Here is an 18,061-nt window from a genome sequence, read left to right as displayed (position 1 = left end):
CAGGACGCCGGGTTAGCCGCCCCGCGCCATGGATGGCGCGTGGCGGCGGCCCACGGATTCAAGCCTGCGTTCGGGCACACCGAGCCTAAGCGAGGTGCCGAGTGTTGGGGCAAGAGCCCTTTGGTTACTTTGGGGCTCTTTTCCAAAGTGACCCGCCGTAAGGGCGGAACCCATATCAGCCATTACCCAAATAACGGATATCCCCCCAGATCCAATTTGACTCCCCCCAACCCCCCATGCTCTCCTACACATCTTGTTTCGGGTGCCCTGCAAAGGGTGAAACGGGAAACCGGTACGCCATACCCCTATGGCAAGTCCGGTGCTGCCCCCGCAACGGTAAGCGAGCGAAGCGTCAGATCCACTGTGCACACGCATGGGAAGGCGACACTTTCAAAGGCGAACAGCCCCTCGCAAGCCCGGAGACCGGCCCGAAAAAATCAGATAACAAACCCGCGGTGGGCGGGCGCTGTTCGAACCCTGCGTGCCCGGCTCGCGGGGTTTTCATGCGCTCGTGTCACCCTGAAACCCTGAAGGGACGCGCCATGTCGATCATCAGCAGCACCTCGCACGCCACAGGCAACACCACCACCCTCAGCCAACGCCTGACCGCCGCCATCGGTGCGGCGATCCTCGGCGCGTGCCTGGTGTATTTCGCCGGCTTCTCGCATATCGAGGCGGTGCACAACGCAGCCCACGATACCCGCCACAGCGCCGCGTTCCCGTGCCACTGAGACCTGCCGACATGATCAAGCGTATTGCGCAAACCGCAGGATTTACTGGCCTGCTGGCCGCCCTGCTGCTGACCCTGCTGCAAAGCTTCTGGGTCGCCCCGTTGATTCTGCAGGCGGAAACCTTCGAAAACGCCCCGGCCGCCACCGAAGTGGCCCACGAACACGCCGAAGGCGCCGCCGCCCACAGCCATGACGCCGAAGCCTGGGAGCCGGAAGATGGCTGGCAGCGTGTGCTGTCGACCACCGGCGGCAACCTGGTCGTAGCAGTCGGTTTCGCCCTGATGCTGGCCGGTCTCTACACCCTGCGTGCGCCAACCCGCACCGCACAAGGACTGCTGTGGGGCCTGGCCGGTTACGCCACCTTCGTGTTGGCGCCGACCATGGGCCTGCCGCCTGAACTGCCGGGCACTGCCGCGGCCGATCTGGCGCAACGGCAGATCTGGTGGATCGGCACCGCCGCCTCCACCGCCGCCGGTATCGCGCTGTTGGTGTTTGGCCGTAACTGGCTGCTGAAAGTCTTGGGTGCCGCTATTTTGGCCGTGCCCCACGTGATCGGCGCGCCACAACCGGAAGTGCACTCGATGCTGGCTCCGGAAGCCTTGGAAGCACAGTTCAAGATCGCCTCGCAACTGACCAACGTCGCCTTCTGGCTCGCGCTGGGACTGATCAGTGCCTGGCTGTTCCGCCGCAACCGTGACGATCAATACGCCGCATGATCCTGGTGGTCGGGGTGGGTTGCCAACGGGGTTGTGAGATTGACGCCCTGCTGGGTCTGTTCGACAGCGCCCTCGCGGAGGGGGGCGTTGATCGCAGCAGTATCACCGCACTGGCCAGTATCGATCTGAAAAAGGATGAACCGGGAATACTGGCCATGGCCAAGGCACTGGATCTGCCGCTGCACTGTTTCAACGCAGAGCAACTGGCGGTTTATGCCGAGCGTTTGAGTCACATGTCCGAGGTCGCCTTTGCCCATACCGGCTGTTACGGCGTCGCCGAAAGCGCCGCACTGGCCCTGGCCGAACACCTCGCGGGCGCCCCTGCCCGACTGCTGATCACCCGCAAAAAAGCCGCCCAGGCCACCTTTGCATTGGCGTGCGCCGGCTAAAATCCCGATAATCGCCGCTCCCGATCATGAGCCATTTTCATGCTCGCCCGTTTTTCGACAGGAATTCCCCATGACCGTCTACTTCATCGGCGCAGGCCCCGGCGACCCGGAATTGATCACCGTCAAAGGCCAACGGCTGATTCGCAGCTGCCCGGTGATCATCTATGCCGGCTCGCTGGTGCCCGCGGCGGTGCTGGAAGGCCATCAGGCAGAAACCGTGGTGAACAGCGCCGAATTGCACCTGGAGCAGATCATCGACCTGATCAAGGCGGCCCACGCCAAAGGCCAGGATGTGGCGCGGGTGCATTCCGGCGACCCGAGCCTGTACGGGGCGATTGGCGAGCAGATCCGCCATTTGCGCGAGTTGGGCATACCTTTCCAGATCATCCCGGGCGTTACCGCAGTGGCCGCCTGTGCGGCGTTGCTGGAAACCGAGTTGACCCTTCCGGACATCGCCCAGAGCGTGATTCTGACCCGCTATGCGGACAAGACCAGCATGCCGGCCGGCGAGGATTTCGACAGCCTGGCGCAGCATGGCACGACCATGGCGATTCACCTTGGGGTAAACCACCTGGACAAGATTGTCGCCGAGCTGCTGCCACACTATGGCGCCGACTGCCCGATTGCCGTGGTGCACCGGGCGACATGGCCGGATCAGGATTGGGCGGTCGGCACCTTGACAGACATTGCCGAGAAGGTGGCCGCCAAGGGCTTTCGGCGTACGGCACTGATTGTGGTGGGCCGGGTGCTGGCCAGTGACAGCTTCAGCGAGTCCTCGCTGTACCGCGCAGGTCATGCTCACCTCTACCGCCCCTGATCAAATCCTGAGAGCTATGCAAAACCCTGTGGGAGCCGGGCTTGCCCGCGATGGCGGCATGTCAGATAAACATTTGTCTGCTGAAGTAACGCTATCGCAGCGATGCGGCGACCCGACAAGCCAGCTCCCACAGTTGATTTGTTTTGTTAGATAGATAGTGCAACTCATTGAATTTAAGGCATAAAAAACGGCGCTCACGGGGCGCCGTTTTTTTGTTCGCAGCGAACGCCTTACTCAGTAGTAGGCGTTTTCTTTCTGCGTGTGGTCAGTCACGTCGCGCACGCCCTTGAGCTCTGGAATGCGCTCGAGCAAGGTGCGCTCGATGCCTTCACGCAAGGTCACGTCCGCCTGGCCGCAGCCTTGGCAGCCGCCGCCGAACTTCAACACCGCGATACCATCATCGACCACGTCGATCAGGCTGACCTGACCGCCGTGGCTGGCGAGCCCCGGGTTGATCTCGGTTTGCAGGTAGTAGTTGATGCGCTCGTTGACCGGGCTGTCGGCGTTGACGTTCGGCACCTTGGCGTTCGGTGCCTTGATGGTCAATTGGCCGCCCATGCGATCGGTGGCGTAGTCGACCACGGCGTCGTCAAGGAAGGCTTCGCTGAAGGCATCGATATACGCGGTGAAGCTTTTCAGCCCCAGGGCGGTGTCTTCAGGCTTCTCTTCACCCGGCTTGCAGTAGGCAATGCAGGTCTCGGCGTACTGGGTGCCGGGCTGGGTGATAAAGACGCGGATGCCGATACCCGGGGTGTTCTGCTTGGACAGCAGGTCAGCCAGGTAATCGTGGGCGGCGTCGGTAATGGTTATGGCAGTCATGGAAACTCCTCACAGGCTTGCCGGCAGTTTACGCCAAAATATTACGCAGGTACAAAGTCCTAGTGTTTTTGTCGGGATAGGTTTTTTTGGGATGGTGTGCATATCCGTTATTTGGGTGATGGCGGATATTGGTTCCGCCCTTACGGCGGCTCACTTTTGATAGAGCCCAAAAGTAAGCAAAAGGCTCTTGCCCCAACACTCGGCACCTCGCCTAGGCTCGGTGTGCCCGTAATCCGACAGTGATTTGGGGGGCCGCCGCCACGCGCCCTCCATGGCGCGGGGCGGCTAAACCGGCATCCCTGCCGGTTTACCCCCCAAATCCCTGCCGAATTCCGGCCAGCGTGTTTGACGGGGCGCTTAAGATCAAAATCAAAAGCAACAGCACAGCGGCCTGACAGCCGGCTTGAGTGGTGTGGAGCAAAGGCAACGGCAAACGCAAACCACTGTAGGAGCCGGCTTGCCGGCGATGGTAGTCAACGATGACGCAAAAAAACCAGACAGAACACCGCGCCTTTTCTGTGGGAGCTGGCTTGCCTGCGATGGCATCAACACGGTGTACCTGATTCACCGAGGTGTCTGCATCGCCGGCAAGCCGGCTCCTACAGGGGAATGCGGTCGGCAAACGCCACCGGTCGGCTCTAAGGCCGCCGCGTTTGCTTTTGATTTTGATTTTGATCTTAGGCGCCCCGTCAAACACGCTGGCCGAACGCAGGCTTGAATTCGTGGGTAACCCGGCAGGACGCCGGGTTAGCCGTCCTGGGCCAAGGATGGCCCATGACGGCGGCCCACGGATTCAAGCCTTCGTTCGGGCATGCCGAGCCTAGGCGAGGCACCGAGTGTTGGGGCAAGAGCGTTTTGCTTACTTTTGCGCTCTTCAAAAGTGAGCCGCTGTAAGAGCGGAACCCATATCAGCCATCACCCAAATACCGGATATGCCCCCCAAAAGCCCTCACAAATTCTCATACCGATTCATATCCAACACCCCCTCCTCCACCGGCGTAGTCTCACGAATGTACTGCGACAAATCATGAAAATACTGCCAAAACAACGGATGGCTACGACGCACGCCCCAACGATCAACGATCTTTTCAAACCGGTTGGCATCCTTGGCCCGCTCCATCTGCGCCACAAACTCGGGCACTTCCTGCGCCGGAATGTTGAACATGAAATTCGGATAGCTACTCAACACCCCCGGATAAATAGTCACCGTATCCAGCCCCGGCTGATAGCGATAAGCCTCACCCAACAGGAACGCCACATTACTGTGGGCACGGTTGCGCAGCATGCTGTAAACCACACGCTTGCCACTGGCGGTCTCGATACGCAACATCGTCGCTTCAGGCAATTGGTCAATGACCTTAAGCCCCGCTGCCGGGCGCGAGGTCAGGCGGCTCAAGGCTTGCTCGGCGTCTTGCAACGCCGGGTCGATACCGTCGCGGGAGCAATAGGCTCCATCACAGCGATTAATCGGGTCCGGGCTGGCGTTCAGGTCGCCGTAACGACTGAGCAACTGGTTGGCAAAATCACGTTTGGGGTCTTTCTCATTCAGGTGCAGACCGGTCGGCTTGTCGTCGTCAATGGCCTCATAGTCCAGCCACATCTTGAGTTTGCCGCTGTTCTGGTACCAGTCATCGAGGAACCCGTCGCGGGAGTCGGCCGGCATCAGGCGCAGGAAGTTCTGCTCGGCACCGTTGCGGATCAGATCAAAGTACAAACGGGTCTGGGCCTGGTGCGACACATTGCCAAACACGTCGAAGTTCACCGCCAACTGGTAATAGGTGCGCTCCAGCAACGGGTAGTCGAACAGCCACATCGTCTGCGGCACTTCGCCGATCAGGCCCTTGGTCACCGACGCACTGTCAAAGTGGCGGAAGATGGTCAGCAAGGCATTGTCGTTGCCCGCCCACAGGGTCGACCAGCTCGGTGGCGGCACATCGGCGTAACTGTCGCGGCGCAGGGCTTCGTATTGATTGCGCTTGTCGCGATACGACAGCCACAGACTCAGCACGCTGCCCACGTCGTCATTCTGCCCGGGCATGGCCAGCAACGGCGTGGCCTGGCCGCGGTAGCGCGCATCAGTGATGTACAGGTCGTGGTCCGGGTCCTGGAACAGCGTCCAGAAGTTGTCACGGATCACGTCGGTGGCGATCTGCCCACGGCACACCGGCCCGCGGATAAAGGTACGCACAAAGTATTCGGCGTTATCCAGCATGAACTGGTAACGCGCCTTGGCCGGGATGGCCTCGAACGTTTCGAACGGATTGGCCCGGCGCCCTGGCCCATAGCCCGGCAGCGCATTGACCTGCCAGTTACCGGCGTAGAACAGCTCTTTGATCCGCGCCATTTTCTGCGCACTGAACGGGTACGTGATGTGGGTCTTGTGCACGATCACGCCCTGCACCGGCCACAGGCGGTAATACACCTGGGTGCCCGGGTCATCGTTGGGGCGACGGGTGGCGATCAGGTCAATCGGCTGGCCGCTGGGCGTACGCGAGCGCACCCACTGGAAGAAGTGCCCCGGCTCGCCATTCTCGAAATAGATATGCGCCAGGAATAAATGCTCGAACAACCAGCGCGCCACCAGGCTTTCCCGGGCGCCGGGCTGGTTGAACAGGTTTTCCCACTGTTGCACTTGCAGCGCTTCCTTGGCGCTGGGGGCCAGGCCTTGCTCATCGATCGGCGCACCGGAAGCGAGCCAGCGTTGCAACGTCTGGTATTGCTGGTCCGTCAGGCCGGTGACCGCCAGCGGCATGCCTTCCTTGGGATGAGCCCCCGCGTAGGCATTGAACTCGCCGGGCATGGCGCACATGTTTTCGCGATTCAGGCCCAATACGATGTCTTCCGGCAGTTTGGCGTTGGGCTGCAGCGGTGCGTTGTGCCCCAACTCCAGCATGCGCGCCATCAGCGCCGCCTGGCTGCCCTGGGCATCCAGCACCGAATAGAAGCCCTTTTGCTGCCAGGCTTGCTTGCCGAAGGCGTCATAGAACAACCGCGTTGTCGGCGTGGCCTGGCTGCGCTCACCGTCGTACACCGGCACTTTGCTCGCGCCTCGGGCCGCGCCCTCGGCACTGCCCAGGTTAAGTTGGCAGGCGGAGTCGTAGCAGGCATGGCAGGCCACGCATTTCTCGGTGAAGATCGGCTGGATATCGCGGGTATAGGAAATCGCCGGAGCGGGACTTTGTGCCTGGGTGCTGCTGGCAATCAGCAACAGCACGGCGCTGACGATAAGACGAAGTGACATGTATCCGGTCCCGATTCAATGCGTGCGCTTAAAATTTGCCGGTGATTCTACCGGGCCACACCCTCCAACAACATGAACGATATTCATGCAAATACTGTGCATGCTCTAAATCGGCACAGGTTTGCTATGATTCACGCCCTCCGAAATGCCTGACCAGAGTAGTCCCATGTCCGATCGTAGCGTTCGTCTGCAAGCCCTTCATCAAGCCCTCAAGGAACGTATCCTGATCCTCGACGGCGGTATGGGCACGATGATCCAGAGCTACAAGCTTGAGGAAAATGACTACCGTGGCAAACGCTTCGCCGACTGGCCGAGCGACGTCAAGGGTAACAACGACCTGCTGGTGATCACCCGTCCGGACGTGATCGGCGGCATCGAGAAAGCCTACCTGGATGCCGGCGCCGACATCCTCGAAACCAACACCTTCAACGCCACGCGCATTTCCATGGCCGACTACGGCATGGAAGAGCTGGCCTATGAGCTAAACGTAGAAGGCGCGCGCCTGGCGCGCAAGATCGCCGACGCGAAGACCGCAGAAAACCCGGCCAAGCCGCGTTTCGTTGCCGGCGTGCTCGGCCCGACCAGCCGCACCTGCTCGCTGTCGCCGGATGTGAACAACCCCGGCTACCGCAACGTGACCTTCGATGAACTGGTGGAGAACTACACCGAGGCCACCAAAGGCCTGATCGAAGGCGGCGCCGACCTGATCCTGATCGAGACCATTTTCGACACCCTCAACGCCAAGGCCGCGATCTTCGCCGTGCAGGGCGTGTTCGAAGAACTGGCTATCGAACTGCCGATCATGATCAGCGGCACCATCACCGACGCCTCCGGCCGCACCCTGTCGGGTCAGACCACCGAAGCGTTCTGGAACTCGGTGGCCCACGCCAAGCCGATTTCCGTCGGCCTGAACTGCGCCCTGGGTGCCAGCGAGCTGCGTCCGTACCTGGAAGAGTTGTCGAACAAGGCCAACACCCACGTCTCCGCGCACCCGAACGCCGGCCTGCCCAACGAGTTCGGCGAGTACGACGAACTGCCATCGCAAACCGCCAAGGTCATCGAAGAGTTTGCCCAGAGCGGCTTCCTCAACATCGTCGGCGGCTGCTGCGGCACCACGCCGGGCCATATCGAAGCCATCGCCAAGGCCGTGGCCGGCTATGCGCCACGTGTGATCCCGGACATTCCAAAGGCCTGCCGCCTGTCGGGCCTGGAGCCGTTCACCATTGATCGCAGCTCGTTGTTCGTCAACGTCGGCGAGCGTACCAACATCACCGGCTCGGCCAAGTTCGCCCGCCTGATCCGTGAAGACAACTACACCGAAGCCCTCGAAGTCGCACTGCAGCAGGTGGAAGCCGGCGCCCAGGTGATCGACATCAACATGGACGAAGGGATGCTCGATTCGAAGAAGGCCATGGTGACCTTCCTCAATCTGATCGCCGGCGAGCCGGACATCTCCCGCGTGCCGATCATGATCGACTCCTCCAAGTGGGACGTGATCGAAGCCGGCCTCAAGTGCATCCAGGGCAAGGGCATCGTCAACTCCATCAGCATGAAGGAAGGCGTGGAGCAGTTCATTCACCACGCCAAGCTGTGCAAGCGCTACGGCGCCGCCGTGGTGGTGATGGCGTTCGACGAAGCCGGCCAGGCCGACACCGAAGCGCGCAAGAAAGAGATCTGCAAACGCTCCTACGACATCCTGGTCAATGAAGTGGGCTTCCCACCGGAAGACATCATCTTCGACCCGAATATCTTCGCGGTCGCCACCGGTATCGAAGAGCACAACAACTACGCCGTCGACTTCATCAACGCGTGCGCCTACATCCGTGACGAACTGCCCTACGCACTGAGTTCCGGTGGCGTGTCCAACGTGTCGTTCTCGTTCCGTGGCAACAACCCGGTGCGTGAGGCGATCCACTCGGTGTTCCTGCTGTATGCGATCCGCAACGGCTTGACCATGGGTATCGTCAACGCCGGCCAACTGGAGATCTACGACCAGATCCCGGCCGAGCTGCGTGACGCCGTGGAAGACGTGGTGCTCAACCGCACGCCGGAAGGCACCGACGCCCTGCTCGCCATCGCCGACAAGTACAAGGGCGACGGCAGCGTCAAGGAAGCCGAGACCGAGGAATGGCGTGGCTGGGACGTGAACAAGCGCCTGGAGCACGCACTGGTCAAAGGCATCACCACCCACATCGTCGAAGACACCGAGGAATCGCGGCTGTCGTTCGCGCGCCCGATCGAAGTGATCGAAGGCCCGCTGATGTCCGGCATGAACATCGTCGGCGACCTGTTCGGCGCCGGCAAAATGTTCCTGCCCCAAGTGGTGAAGTCCGCCCGCGTAATGAAACAGGCCGTGGCCCACTTGATCCCGTTCATCGAGCTGGAAAAAGGCGACAAGCCAGAAGCCAAGGGCAAGATCCTGATGGCTACGGTCAAAGGCGACGTGCACGACATCGGCAAGAACATTGTCGGCGTGGTACTCGGTTGCAACGGCTATGACATCGTCGACCTGGGCGTGATGGTGCCGGCGGAGAAGATCCTGCAGGTGGCCAAGGAGCAGAAGTGCGACATTATCGGGCTGTCCGGCCTGATCACGCCGTCCCTGGACGAAATGGTGCACGTCGCCCGCGAGATGCAGCGCCAGGACTTCCACCTGCCGCTGATGATCGGGGGTGCCACCACCTCCAAGGCGCACACTGCGGTGAAGATCGAACCCAAGTACAGCAATGATGCGGTCGTCTACGTCACCGACGCCTCCCGCGCGGTGGGCGTGGCCACGCAGTTGCTGTCCAAGGAGCTGAAAGCCGGTTTTGTCGAACGCACCCGCGAGGAATACGTGGAAGTGCGCGAGCGCACCGCCAACCGCAGCGCCCGTACCGAACGCCTGAGCTACGCGGCGGCCGTCGCCAAGAAGCCACAGTTCGACTGGAACACCTACGCGCCGGTGGTACCGACCTTTACCGGTTCCAAGGTGCTGGACAATATCGACCTCAAGGTGCTGGCCGAATACATCGACTGGACGCCGTTCTTCATTTCCTGGGACCTGGCGGGCAAATTCCCACGCATCCTCGACGACGAAGTGGTCGGTGAAGCGGCCCGTGCGCTGTATGCCGACGCCCAGGAAATGCTCGCCAAGCTGATCGATGAAAAGCTCATCAGCGCCCGCGCAGTGTTCGGCTTCTGGCCAGCCAACCAGGTGCAGGACGACGACCTGGAAGTCTACGGCGAAGACGGCAAGCCCCTGGCGACCCTGCATCACCTGCGCCAGCAGATCATCAAGACCGACGGCAAGCCAAACTTCTCCCTGGCCGACTTCGTGGCCCCCAAGGACAGCGGCGTGACCGACTACGTGGGTGGGTTCATCACCACCGCCGGCATCGGCGCCGAAGAAGTGGCCAAGGCCTACCAGGATGCGGGCGACGACTACAACTCGATCATGGTCAAAGCCCTGGCCGACCGCCTGGCCGAGGCCTGCGCCGAGTGGCTGCACCAGCAAGTGCGTAAAGACTACTGGGGTTATGCCAAGGACGAAGCACTGGACAACGAAGCGCTGATCAAGGAGCAGTACAGCGGCATCCGCCCTGCCCCGGGCTACCCGGCGTGCCCGGACCACACTGAGAAAGGCACCTTGTTCCAGTTGCTCGATCCACAAGCACGGGAGATGGAAGCTGGCCGCAGCGGTGTGTTCCTCACCGAGCACTACGCCATGTTCCCGGCCGCCGCCGTCAGCGGTTGGTACTTCGCCCATCCGCAGGCGCAATACTTCGCCGTGGGCAAGATCGACAAGGACCAGGTCACCAGTTACACCGCGCGCAAAGGCCAGGACCTGGCCGTGACTGAGCGCTGGCTGGCGCCGAACCTGGGCTACGACAACTGATCTGACACAACACCAACCCTGTAGGAGCCGGCTTGCCGGCGATAGCGATCCGCCAGTTGAGAATGTATCGACTGACACATCGCCATCGCCGGCAAGCCGGCTCCTACAGGTCATGTGTGGGGTTGAGCTATGCTTTCCTTCAGGCTCCGTCTTGCGAGGGATGTATGGACGATCCAGTCAACAACAAGCCGCCTACCTTCTGGCAGATGCTCCACAGCGTCATGGCCGCCGCCTTTGGCGTGCAGAGCGGCAAGAATCGCGCCCGCGATTTCACCCACGGCAAGCCCAGCCACTTCGTGATCCTGGGCATCCTGTTCACGGTGGTGTTCGCGCTGACACTGTTTGGCATCGTCAAACTGGTGCTGCACCTGGCCGGGGTGTAAATCCAACCTGACTGTAGGAGCTGGCTTGCCAGCGATAGCATCACTGCGGTGTGGCTGACAACCGAGGTGAGGCTATCGCTGGCAAGCCAGCGCCTACAGGGGGCCGTCTCTATGGCTACTGGTGGCTGACCCAGAACACCGCGGTGCCCACCACCAGGATGATCAGGAACAGAATGGCCCAGGCATCAACGGTACTGTCGGGTTTACGGGCTTTTGTAGAATTGCTCATCGCATCGCCTCTTGTCGGTTTTGTAGGTGATTGCACTAAGACTCGACGACAGTAAAGTTGATGATTGCCCGCATGACAAATGTGGGTAATGCGATAACCGTTCTCAATAGGCTATTTGGTTATTTGCATATACTCAAACATCACTTTTGCGCATAAACGCAAACTGGTATCGTGCGCCGGCTCCGTTGGGAGTGCGCGGCCGTGCGCGCAGATTTGCCGAGAACAGGACCTATATGTACGTATACGACGAATACGATCAGCGCATCATCGAGGACCGCGTCAAGCAGTTCCGTGATCAGACCCGACGCTATCTGGCAGGTGAACTGAGCGAAGAAGAGTTCCGCCCTCTGCGCCTGCAAAATGGCCTTTATGTTCAGCGCTTTGCGCCGATGCTGCGAGTGGCCGTGCCCTATGGCCAGCTGACTTCGCGCCAGATGCGCATGATGGCCAAGATTGCCCGCGACTACGACAAAGGCTATGCCCACATCAGTACCCGCCAGAACGTACAGTTCAACTGGCCGGCGCTGGAAGATGTGCCGGACATCCTGGCTGAACTGGCCACCGTGCAGATGCACGCCATTCAGACCAGCGGTAACTGCCTGCGCAACGTGACCACCGACCAATTCGCCGGCGTTGCTGCCGACGAGCTGATCGACCCCCGCCCCTGGTGCGAAATCGTCCGTCAATGGACCACCTTCCACCCAGAATTCGCCTACCTGCCGCGCAAGTTCAAGATCGCCATCAATGGTTCGACCTCTGACCGTGCGGCCATCGAAGTCCACGATATCGGCCTGGAGCCGGTGTACAACGCAGCCGGTGAACTGGGCTTCCGCGTACTGGTCGGTGGCGGCCTCGGTCGTACCCCGGTGGTGGGCGCTTTCATCAACGAGTTCCTGCCGTGGCAGGACCTGTTGAGCTACCTCGACGCGATCCTGCGGGTCTACAACCGCTATGGCCGTCGTGACAACAAGTACAAGGCCCGGATCAAGATCCTGGTCAAGGCGCTGACCCCTGAGGTGTTTGCCCAGAAAGTCGACGCTGAAATGGAACACCTGCGCGGCGGCCAGACCACCCTGACCGAAGCCGAAGTACACCGTGTGGCCAAGCACTTCGTCGACCCTGAGTACAAGGCCCTGGCCAATCAGGACGCCGAGTTTGCAGCCCTCGATAAAGAGCACCCGGGTTTCGCCCGCTGGCGTGGCCGCAACACCCTGGCGCACAAGAAGCCGGGCTACGTGGCTGTGACCCTGTCGTTGAAGCCTACCGGTGTTGCCCCAGGCGATATCACCGACAAGCAGCTGGACGCCGTCGCCGACCTGGCCGACCGCTACAGCTTCGGCCAACTGCGCACCTCCCACGAGCAGAACATCATCCTCGCGGACGTTGAGCAGAGCCAACTGTTCACCCTGTGGGGCGAGCTGCGCGAAGGCGGTTTTGCCACGCCGAACATCGGCCTGCTGACCGACATCATCTGCTGCCCGGGCGGCGACTTCTGCTCCCTGGCCAACGCCAAGTCGATCCCGATTGCCGAGTCGATCCAGCGCCGTTTCGACGACCTGGACTACCTGTTCGACATCGGCGAGCTGGACCTGAACATCTCCGGTTGCATGAACGCCTGTGGTCACCACCACGTTGGCCACATCGGCATCCTGGGTGTGGACAAGAAAGGCGAAGAATTCTACCAAGTGTCCCTGGGTGGCAGCGCCAGCCGCGATGCGAGCCTGGGCAAGATCCTCGGCCCATCCTTCGCCCAGGAAGCCATGCCTGAGGTGATCGGCAAGCTGATCGACGTGTACATCGAACAGCGCACCGAAGATGAGCGTTTCATCGACACCTACCAGCGCATCGGCATCGACCTGTTCAAGGAGCGCGTCTATGCAGCGAATCATTAAGAACAACGAAGTCCTCGACGAAACCTGGCACCTGCTGCCCAAGGACGCGAGCTTCGACGGCATCTCCAACTGCGACGACCTGATCGTACCGTTGGCGTTGTGGCGCGAACACGGTCACGCCCTCAAGGCCCGCGACGGCGGCCTGGGTGTGTGGCTGGACGCCGATGAAGAAGCCGAAGAGATCGGCGCCGACGTGGAACACTTCCAGGTCATCGCCTTGAACTTCCCGGCCTTCACCGACGGGCGCAACTACTCCAACGCCCGCCTGCTGCGTGACCGCTACGGTTACAAGGGCGAGCTGCGGGCGATTGGCGACGTGCTGCGCGACCAGCTGTTCTACCTGCGCCGCTGCGGGTTCGATGCCTTCGCCTTGCGTGCCGACAAAGACCCGTACGAAGCGCTGGAAAGCCTCAAGGACTTCTCGGTGACGTACCAGGCCGCAACGGATGAACCGTTGCCGCTGTTCCGCCGCCGCTGAACCCTGGCGCACAAAAAAGCCCTGGCAATGCCGGGGCTTTTTTTATGCGTCGTTTTTGATGGCGGCCAGCACACGCTGCTGACCCATGGAACAGGGAGCGCCTTCGGGGTGCGCCCGTACGGTTTCGATCACGCCCAGCAATTGCGCCTTGTTGTGGGCCAATTGCGCTTGCATCTGTTCGATCTGCTGCACCTTGCGCTCCAGCGCGTCGATCAGTTCGTCGCGCTTGTGCTCGCCCGGGGCCGGCATCAAGGCCTTGAGCTCCTGCAAGGTGAACCCGGCCTTTTGCGCGCTCTGGATCAGTTGCAGGGTCTGTAACGCCTCGACAGCGTAGCGCCGGTAGCCATTGGCTTGGCGCCCCACCTGGCTGATCAGGCCTTCGGCTTCGTAAAAACGGATGCGCGATGCCGCCAAGCCACTCTGTTTTGCCAGCTCACCAATATTCATCGCCACGCCCTGCTTGACATTAAAGTTAACTTTAAGCTTAGCCTGAGGCCTCCCCCGCTCAGGAGTCAACCCATGTCACCCTTTGAAGCCTTGCAACTGCCCAACGGCCAAGTCCTCGCCAACCGCATCGCCAAGGCGGCGATGGAAGAGAACATGGCGGATGCCCGGCAGGCGCCCTCCCGCGAATTGAAGCAGCTGTACAAGGCCTGGGCCGACGGCGAACCGGGCTTGCTGCTGACCGGCAACGTGATGATCGACCGCCGCGCCATGACCGGCCCCGGCGGCGTCGCCCTGGAAGATGAACAGCACCTGGACAGCTTTCGCGAATGGGCCAACATCGCCCGCGCCAAGGGCGTGCACTTCTGGGTACAGCTCAACCACCCCGGCCGCCAGACCATGGCCAACCTGGGCCAGCAAGCCCTGGCGCCCTCGGCGGTCGCGCTGGACCTCGGTGGTTTTTCCAAGATGTTCGCCAAGCCCAAGGCCATGAGCGAAGACGATATCAACGACGTGATCCAGCGCTTCGCTACCAGCGCGCGCCTGGCCGAGAAAGCCGGCTTCACCGGCGTGCAGATCCATGCGGCCCACGGCTACCTGCTCAGCCAGTTCCTGTCGCCGTTGAGCAACCAGCGCACCGATCGCTGGGGCGGCAGCCTGGAGAACCGCGCACGCTTGCTGGTGGAGGTGATCACGGCCGTACGCGCCAGCGTCAGCCCCGGGTTTTGTGTAGCCGTGAAGCTCAACTCGGCAGACTTCCAGCGCGGTGGTTTCGACGCAGCGGATGCGCGGGCGGTGGTCGAGTTGCTCAACACCTTGCCGGTCGACCTGCTGGAGTTGTCCGGTGGCAGTTACGAAGCCCCCGCCATGCAGGGCGAAGCACGAGACGGCCGGACCCTGGCCCGTGAGGCGTACTTTCTGGAAATGGCCAGTGAGCTGGCCGCCATTGCCCATATGCCAGTGATGGTCACCGGCGGCATTCGCCGCTTGCCGGTGGTGCAGCAAGTGCTCGACAGTGGCATCGCCATGGCCGGCATCGCCACGGCACTGACCCTGGAACCCCAGTTGATCAAACACTGGCGTGAGGGGCGCGATCTCAACCCGCAATTGCAGCCGATCCGCTGGAAGCGCAAGCCACTGGCCTCCCTCGCCACCATGGCCGTGGTGCGCGAGCAACTGCGTCGCCTGAGCCGCGGGCGCCTGCCCAACCCGACCGTCGCGCCCCTGCTGGCCCTGGTCCGTGACCAGTGGTTTATCGCACGACGCACTCGCCAATACCGTGCGGCCATGACGCAATCTTCACAATAAGGGCGGAGCATTCGCCGTGATCGAACTGTCCTCTACTGATCAGCAGTTTTTAACCTCACTGACGATTGGAGTGCTTCATGGCGAAAATCAACTTGGCCCAGCAATTGGCAACCACCCTTGAACAGGCGGGCATCAAGCGCATCTGGGGCCTGACCGGCGACAGCCTGAACGGCCTGACCGACGCCCTGCGCACAATGGACAGCATCGAGTGGATGCACGTGCGCCACGAGGAAGTCGCGGCCTTCGCGGCCGGCGCCGAGGCGGCAGCCACCGGCGGATTGACGGTGTGCGCCGGCAGCTGCGGGCCGGGCAACCTGCACCTGATCAATGGCCTGTTCGACTGCCATCGTAACCACGTGCCGGTGCTGGCCATTGCGGCGCAGATCCCCTCCTCCGAGATCGGCCTGAACTACTTCCAGGAAACCCACCCCCAGGAACTGTTCAAAGAGTGCAGCCACTTTATCGAGCTGGTAACCAACCCCGCGCAGATGCCCCAGGTGCTGCACCGCGCCATGCGCTCGGCGATCCTCAACCGTGGCGTGGCCGTGGTGGTGATCCCCGGGGACATTTCGCTGCTGGAGGTCGAGGACACGCTCAAGCCCTGGCCTGCCCTGCACGCACCGCGCACCTTGCCGGCCGAACAGGACCTGCAACGCCTCACCGAGCTGCTCGACGGCAGCCAGAAAGTCACCCTGCTGTGCGGCAGCGGCTGTGCCGGCGCCCATGACCAGGTGGTGGCCTTGGCCGACGCTCTGGGCGCACCGGTGGTGCATGCCTTGCGCGGCAAGGAGCATGTGGAATGGGACAACCCGTTTGACGTGGGCATGACCGGCCTGATCGGCTTCAGTTCGGGTTACCACGCCATGCTCAACTGCGACACCTTGATCATGCTCGGCACCGACTTCCCCTACCGTCAGTTCTACCCCACCGACGCGAAGATCATTCAGGTCGACCGCAACCCACAGGCACTGGGGCGCCGTGCCACCCTGGACCTGGGCATCGCCGCCGATGTCGGAGAAACCATTGACGCGCTGTTGCCGCGCCTGACCCGCAAGACCGATCGCAGCTTCCTCGACACGTCCTTGAAGCACTACGAGAAAGCCCGCCAAGGCCTGGATGACCTGGCCCAGCCATCGAAAGCCAACCGCCCGATCCACCCGCAATACGTCGCGCGCTTGCTCAGCGAACTGGCCAGCGATGATGCGATTTTCACCGCTGACGTCGGCTCGCCCACCGTATGGGCCGCGCGCTATTTGAAGATGAACGGCAAGCGCCGCCTGATCGGCTCGTTCAACCATGGCTCCATGGCCAACGCCATGCCCCAGGCGATTGGCGCCCAAGCGGCGTTCCCCGGGCGGCAGGTGATTTCCCTGTCCGGTGACGGCGGGTTCGCTATGTTGATGGGGGATTTCATTTCGCTGGCACAGTTGAAACTGCCGGTCAAAGTCATCGTGTTCGATAACTCATCCCTGGGGTTTGTCGCCATGGAGATGAAAGCCGCCGGCTACCTGGACACCGGCACCGAGCTGAAAAACCCAGACTTTGCGGCCATGTCCAACGCCATGGGGATCCTGGGCATTCGCGTGGAGCAATCCGAAGACCTGGAACCGGCCCTGCGCCGCGCCCTGGCCCATAATGGCCCGGTGTTGGTGGATGTGGTGACGGCGACTCAGGAACTGGTGATGCCGCCGAGCATCAAGCTGGAACAGGCCAAGGGTTTCAGCCTGTACATGCTCAAGGCGGTGATGAGTGGCCGGGGCGATGAAGTGATCGAACTGGCGCGTACCAACTGGTTGCGCTGATCGTCAATAACGCCGGGCAGCGCCGTATTGGAGCACCACACGGGTGATCACTTCGACCAAGCGCGGGTCTGCGTCCGGCGCACTGAACAAGCGGAACTGGGCGTCGGGCAAAGCGGGCAAACCGTGTTCGGCACCCAGTACAGTCAGGCCCGGCCCAACCTGGCTACGCGCCATCGGAGCGATGGCAAACCCGGCTGACGCGGCGGCCTGCAGCGCAGCATAACTGCTGCACTGCAGGGCGGTGCGCTGGGCGATACCCGCCTGGGCCAGGCGTGAAAGCGCCGCCTCACGGTAGGGGCAAGGCTCGGGAAACAGCGCCAGCGGCAAAGGCGATGGCAGCGTCACCACGGGTTGCGCAGACCAGGCCCACACCAGAGGCTCCTGCCATAGCGCCAAACCCGGTTCGCCGGACTCGCACAACGACCCCACCACCACATCCAACTCGCCTTGCTTCATGCGCGTCAGCAACGTGCCGGGAATGCCGACTTGCACGCTGATGTGCATGCCGGGGTACGCGGCAGCGGCGTCCTGCAACTCACGCAACAAGCGTGCGTCGGCGAACTCTTCCGACACGCCGACCCTTAACTCACCTTCGAATGCTGAGCGCGTCAGGTCCGCCCAAGCATCCCGATTCAGCGCCAAGATGCCGCGCGCGTAGGCCATCAACCGCTCACCGTCCGGCGTCAAGTGTTGGGAGCGCGTTGTGCGTGTGAGCAAGGGTTTGCCGACTTGCTCCTCCAGCCGTCGCAAGTGCCCGCTGACGGCCGATTGGGTGAGGTGCAGGCGAGCGCCAGCGCGGCTGAAGCCACCTTCATCCACCACGGCGACAAAGGTTTTAAGCAATAACGTATCGAACATATTCCGCTCGGTGATCAATAGGCCCAATAAACTCAATTTATATTTCAATGAGCGGTATGTTGCAATGAGCGGGTCAT

At 61.7% G+C, this 18,061-nt stretch carries 14 protein-coding genes and 1 riboswitch; of the genes, 10 read left to right on the top strand and 4 right to left on the bottom strand.

Annotated elements, in window-relative coordinates:
* Positions 1-243 precede the first annotated feature (243 nt).
* Positions 244-446, top strand: a riboswitch (cobalamin riboswitch).
* Between the two features lie 96 nt (positions 447-542).
* From AC07SU_RS20125 to cobM, 4 genes are all read left to right on the top strand, one after another.
* On the top strand, positions 543-731 hold the full coding sequence (locus AC07SU_RS20125; RefSeq protein WP_494998021.1) for a CbtB domain-containing protein: 189 nt from the start codon (positions 543-545) through the stop codon (positions 729-731).
* A gap of 11 nt (positions 732-742) precedes the next feature.
* Positions 743-1,447 (top strand): CbtA family protein, encoded by a 705-nt coding sequence (locus AC07SU_RS20120; RefSeq protein ID WP_494998020.1) that lies wholly within the window; start codon positions 743-745, stop codon positions 1,445-1,447.
* Positions 1,444-1,836: a cobalamin biosynthesis protein gene (locus tag AC07SU_RS20115; RefSeq protein ID WP_494998019.1), complete on the top strand. Its 393-nt coding sequence runs from the start codon at positions 1,444-1,446 to the stop codon at positions 1,834-1,836. The genes AC07SU_RS20120 and AC07SU_RS20115 overlap by 4 nt, the downstream gene beginning before the upstream one ends.
* A 70-nt stretch (positions 1,837-1,906) precedes the next feature.
* On the top strand, positions 1,907-2,653 hold the full coding sequence (gene cobM / locus AC07SU_RS20110) for a precorrin-4 C(11)-methyltransferase (RefSeq protein WP_494998018.1): 747 nt from the start codon (positions 1,907-1,909) through the stop codon (positions 2,651-2,653).
* Between the two features lie 234 nt (positions 2,654-2,887).
* On the opposite strand, the gene nfuA is transcribed toward cobM, so the two are convergent.
* Entirely contained in the window at positions 2,888-3,472 is a 585-nt protein-coding gene (nfuA, locus tag AC07SU_RS20105) for a Fe-S biogenesis protein NfuA (RefSeq protein WP_003190728.1), read from the bottom strand.
* Positions 3,473-4,421: 949 nt separating this feature from the next.
* Positions 4,422-6,713: a fatty acid cis/trans isomerase gene (locus tag AC07SU_RS20100; protein ID WP_494998017.1), complete on the bottom strand. Its 2,292-nt coding sequence runs from the start codon at positions 6,711-6,713 to the stop codon at positions 4,422-4,424.
* A 166-nt stretch (positions 6,714-6,879) separates the two neighbouring features.
* On the opposite strand from AC07SU_RS20100, the gene metH reads away from it, so the two are divergent.
* From metH to AC07SU_RS20080, 4 genes are all read left to right on the top strand, one after another.
* Positions 6,880-10,590, top strand: coding sequence for a methionine synthase (gene metH / locus AC07SU_RS20095; protein WP_494998016.1), 3,711 nt, complete (start codon positions 6,880-6,882; stop codon positions 10,588-10,590).
* A gap of 164 nt (positions 10,591-10,754) precedes the next feature.
* Positions 10,755-10,973 carry a DUF2970 domain-containing protein gene (locus tag AC07SU_RS20090; RefSeq protein ID WP_176997793.1) on the top strand — a complete coding sequence of 73 codons (219 nt, stop codon included), beginning with the start codon at positions 10,755-10,757 and terminating at the stop codon, positions 10,971-10,973.
* A 462-nt stretch (positions 10,974-11,435) separates the two neighbouring features.
* Positions 11,436-13,094, top strand: a complete 1,659-nt coding sequence (locus AC07SU_RS20085) for a nitrite/sulfite reductase (RefSeq protein ID WP_178923056.1) — start codon at positions 11,436-11,438, stop codon at positions 13,092-13,094.
* On the top strand, positions 13,078-13,572 hold the full coding sequence (locus AC07SU_RS20080; RefSeq protein WP_003235539.1) for a DUF934 domain-containing protein: 495 nt from the start codon (positions 13,078-13,080) through the stop codon (positions 13,570-13,572). Before AC07SU_RS20085 ends, AC07SU_RS20080 begins: the two co-directional genes overlap by 17 nt.
* Before the next feature lie 42 nt (positions 13,573-13,614).
* On the opposite strand, the gene AC07SU_RS20075 is transcribed toward AC07SU_RS20080, so the two are convergent.
* Positions 13,615-14,019: a MerR family transcriptional regulator gene (locus AC07SU_RS20075; RefSeq protein ID WP_494998015.1), complete on the bottom strand. Its 405-nt coding sequence runs from the start codon at positions 14,017-14,019 to the stop codon at positions 13,615-13,617.
* A gap of 72 nt (positions 14,020-14,091) precedes the next feature.
* Between AC07SU_RS20075 and AC07SU_RS20070 the strand changes: the two genes are divergently transcribed.
* Positions 14,092-15,324: an NADH:flavin oxidoreductase/NADH oxidase family protein gene (locus AC07SU_RS20070; RefSeq protein ID WP_494998014.1), complete on the top strand. Its 1,233-nt coding sequence runs from the start codon at positions 14,092-14,094 to the stop codon at positions 15,322-15,324.
* 77 nt (positions 15,325-15,401) lie between these two features.
* On the top strand, positions 15,402-17,126 hold the full coding sequence (gene poxB, locus AC07SU_RS20065; protein ID WP_494998013.1) for a ubiquinone-dependent pyruvate dehydrogenase: 1,725 nt from the start codon (positions 15,402-15,404) through the stop codon (positions 17,124-17,126).
* 3 nt (positions 17,127-17,129) lie between these two features.
* Here the strand turns inward: poxB and AC07SU_RS20060 are convergent, their stop codons facing one another.
* A complete protein-coding gene (locus tag AC07SU_RS20060; RefSeq protein ID WP_494998012.1) occupies positions 17,130-17,984 on the bottom strand; it encodes a LysR family transcriptional regulator in 855 nt (284 codons plus the stop codon).
* Positions 17,985-18,061: the final 77 nt, after the last annotated feature.

This window comes from Pseudomonas sp. GW821-FHT05H12 (genome assembly GCF_059419385.1).
Note: the sequence above shows the minus strand (reverse complement) of the source record. Positions and strands in the feature narration are given on the sequence as shown.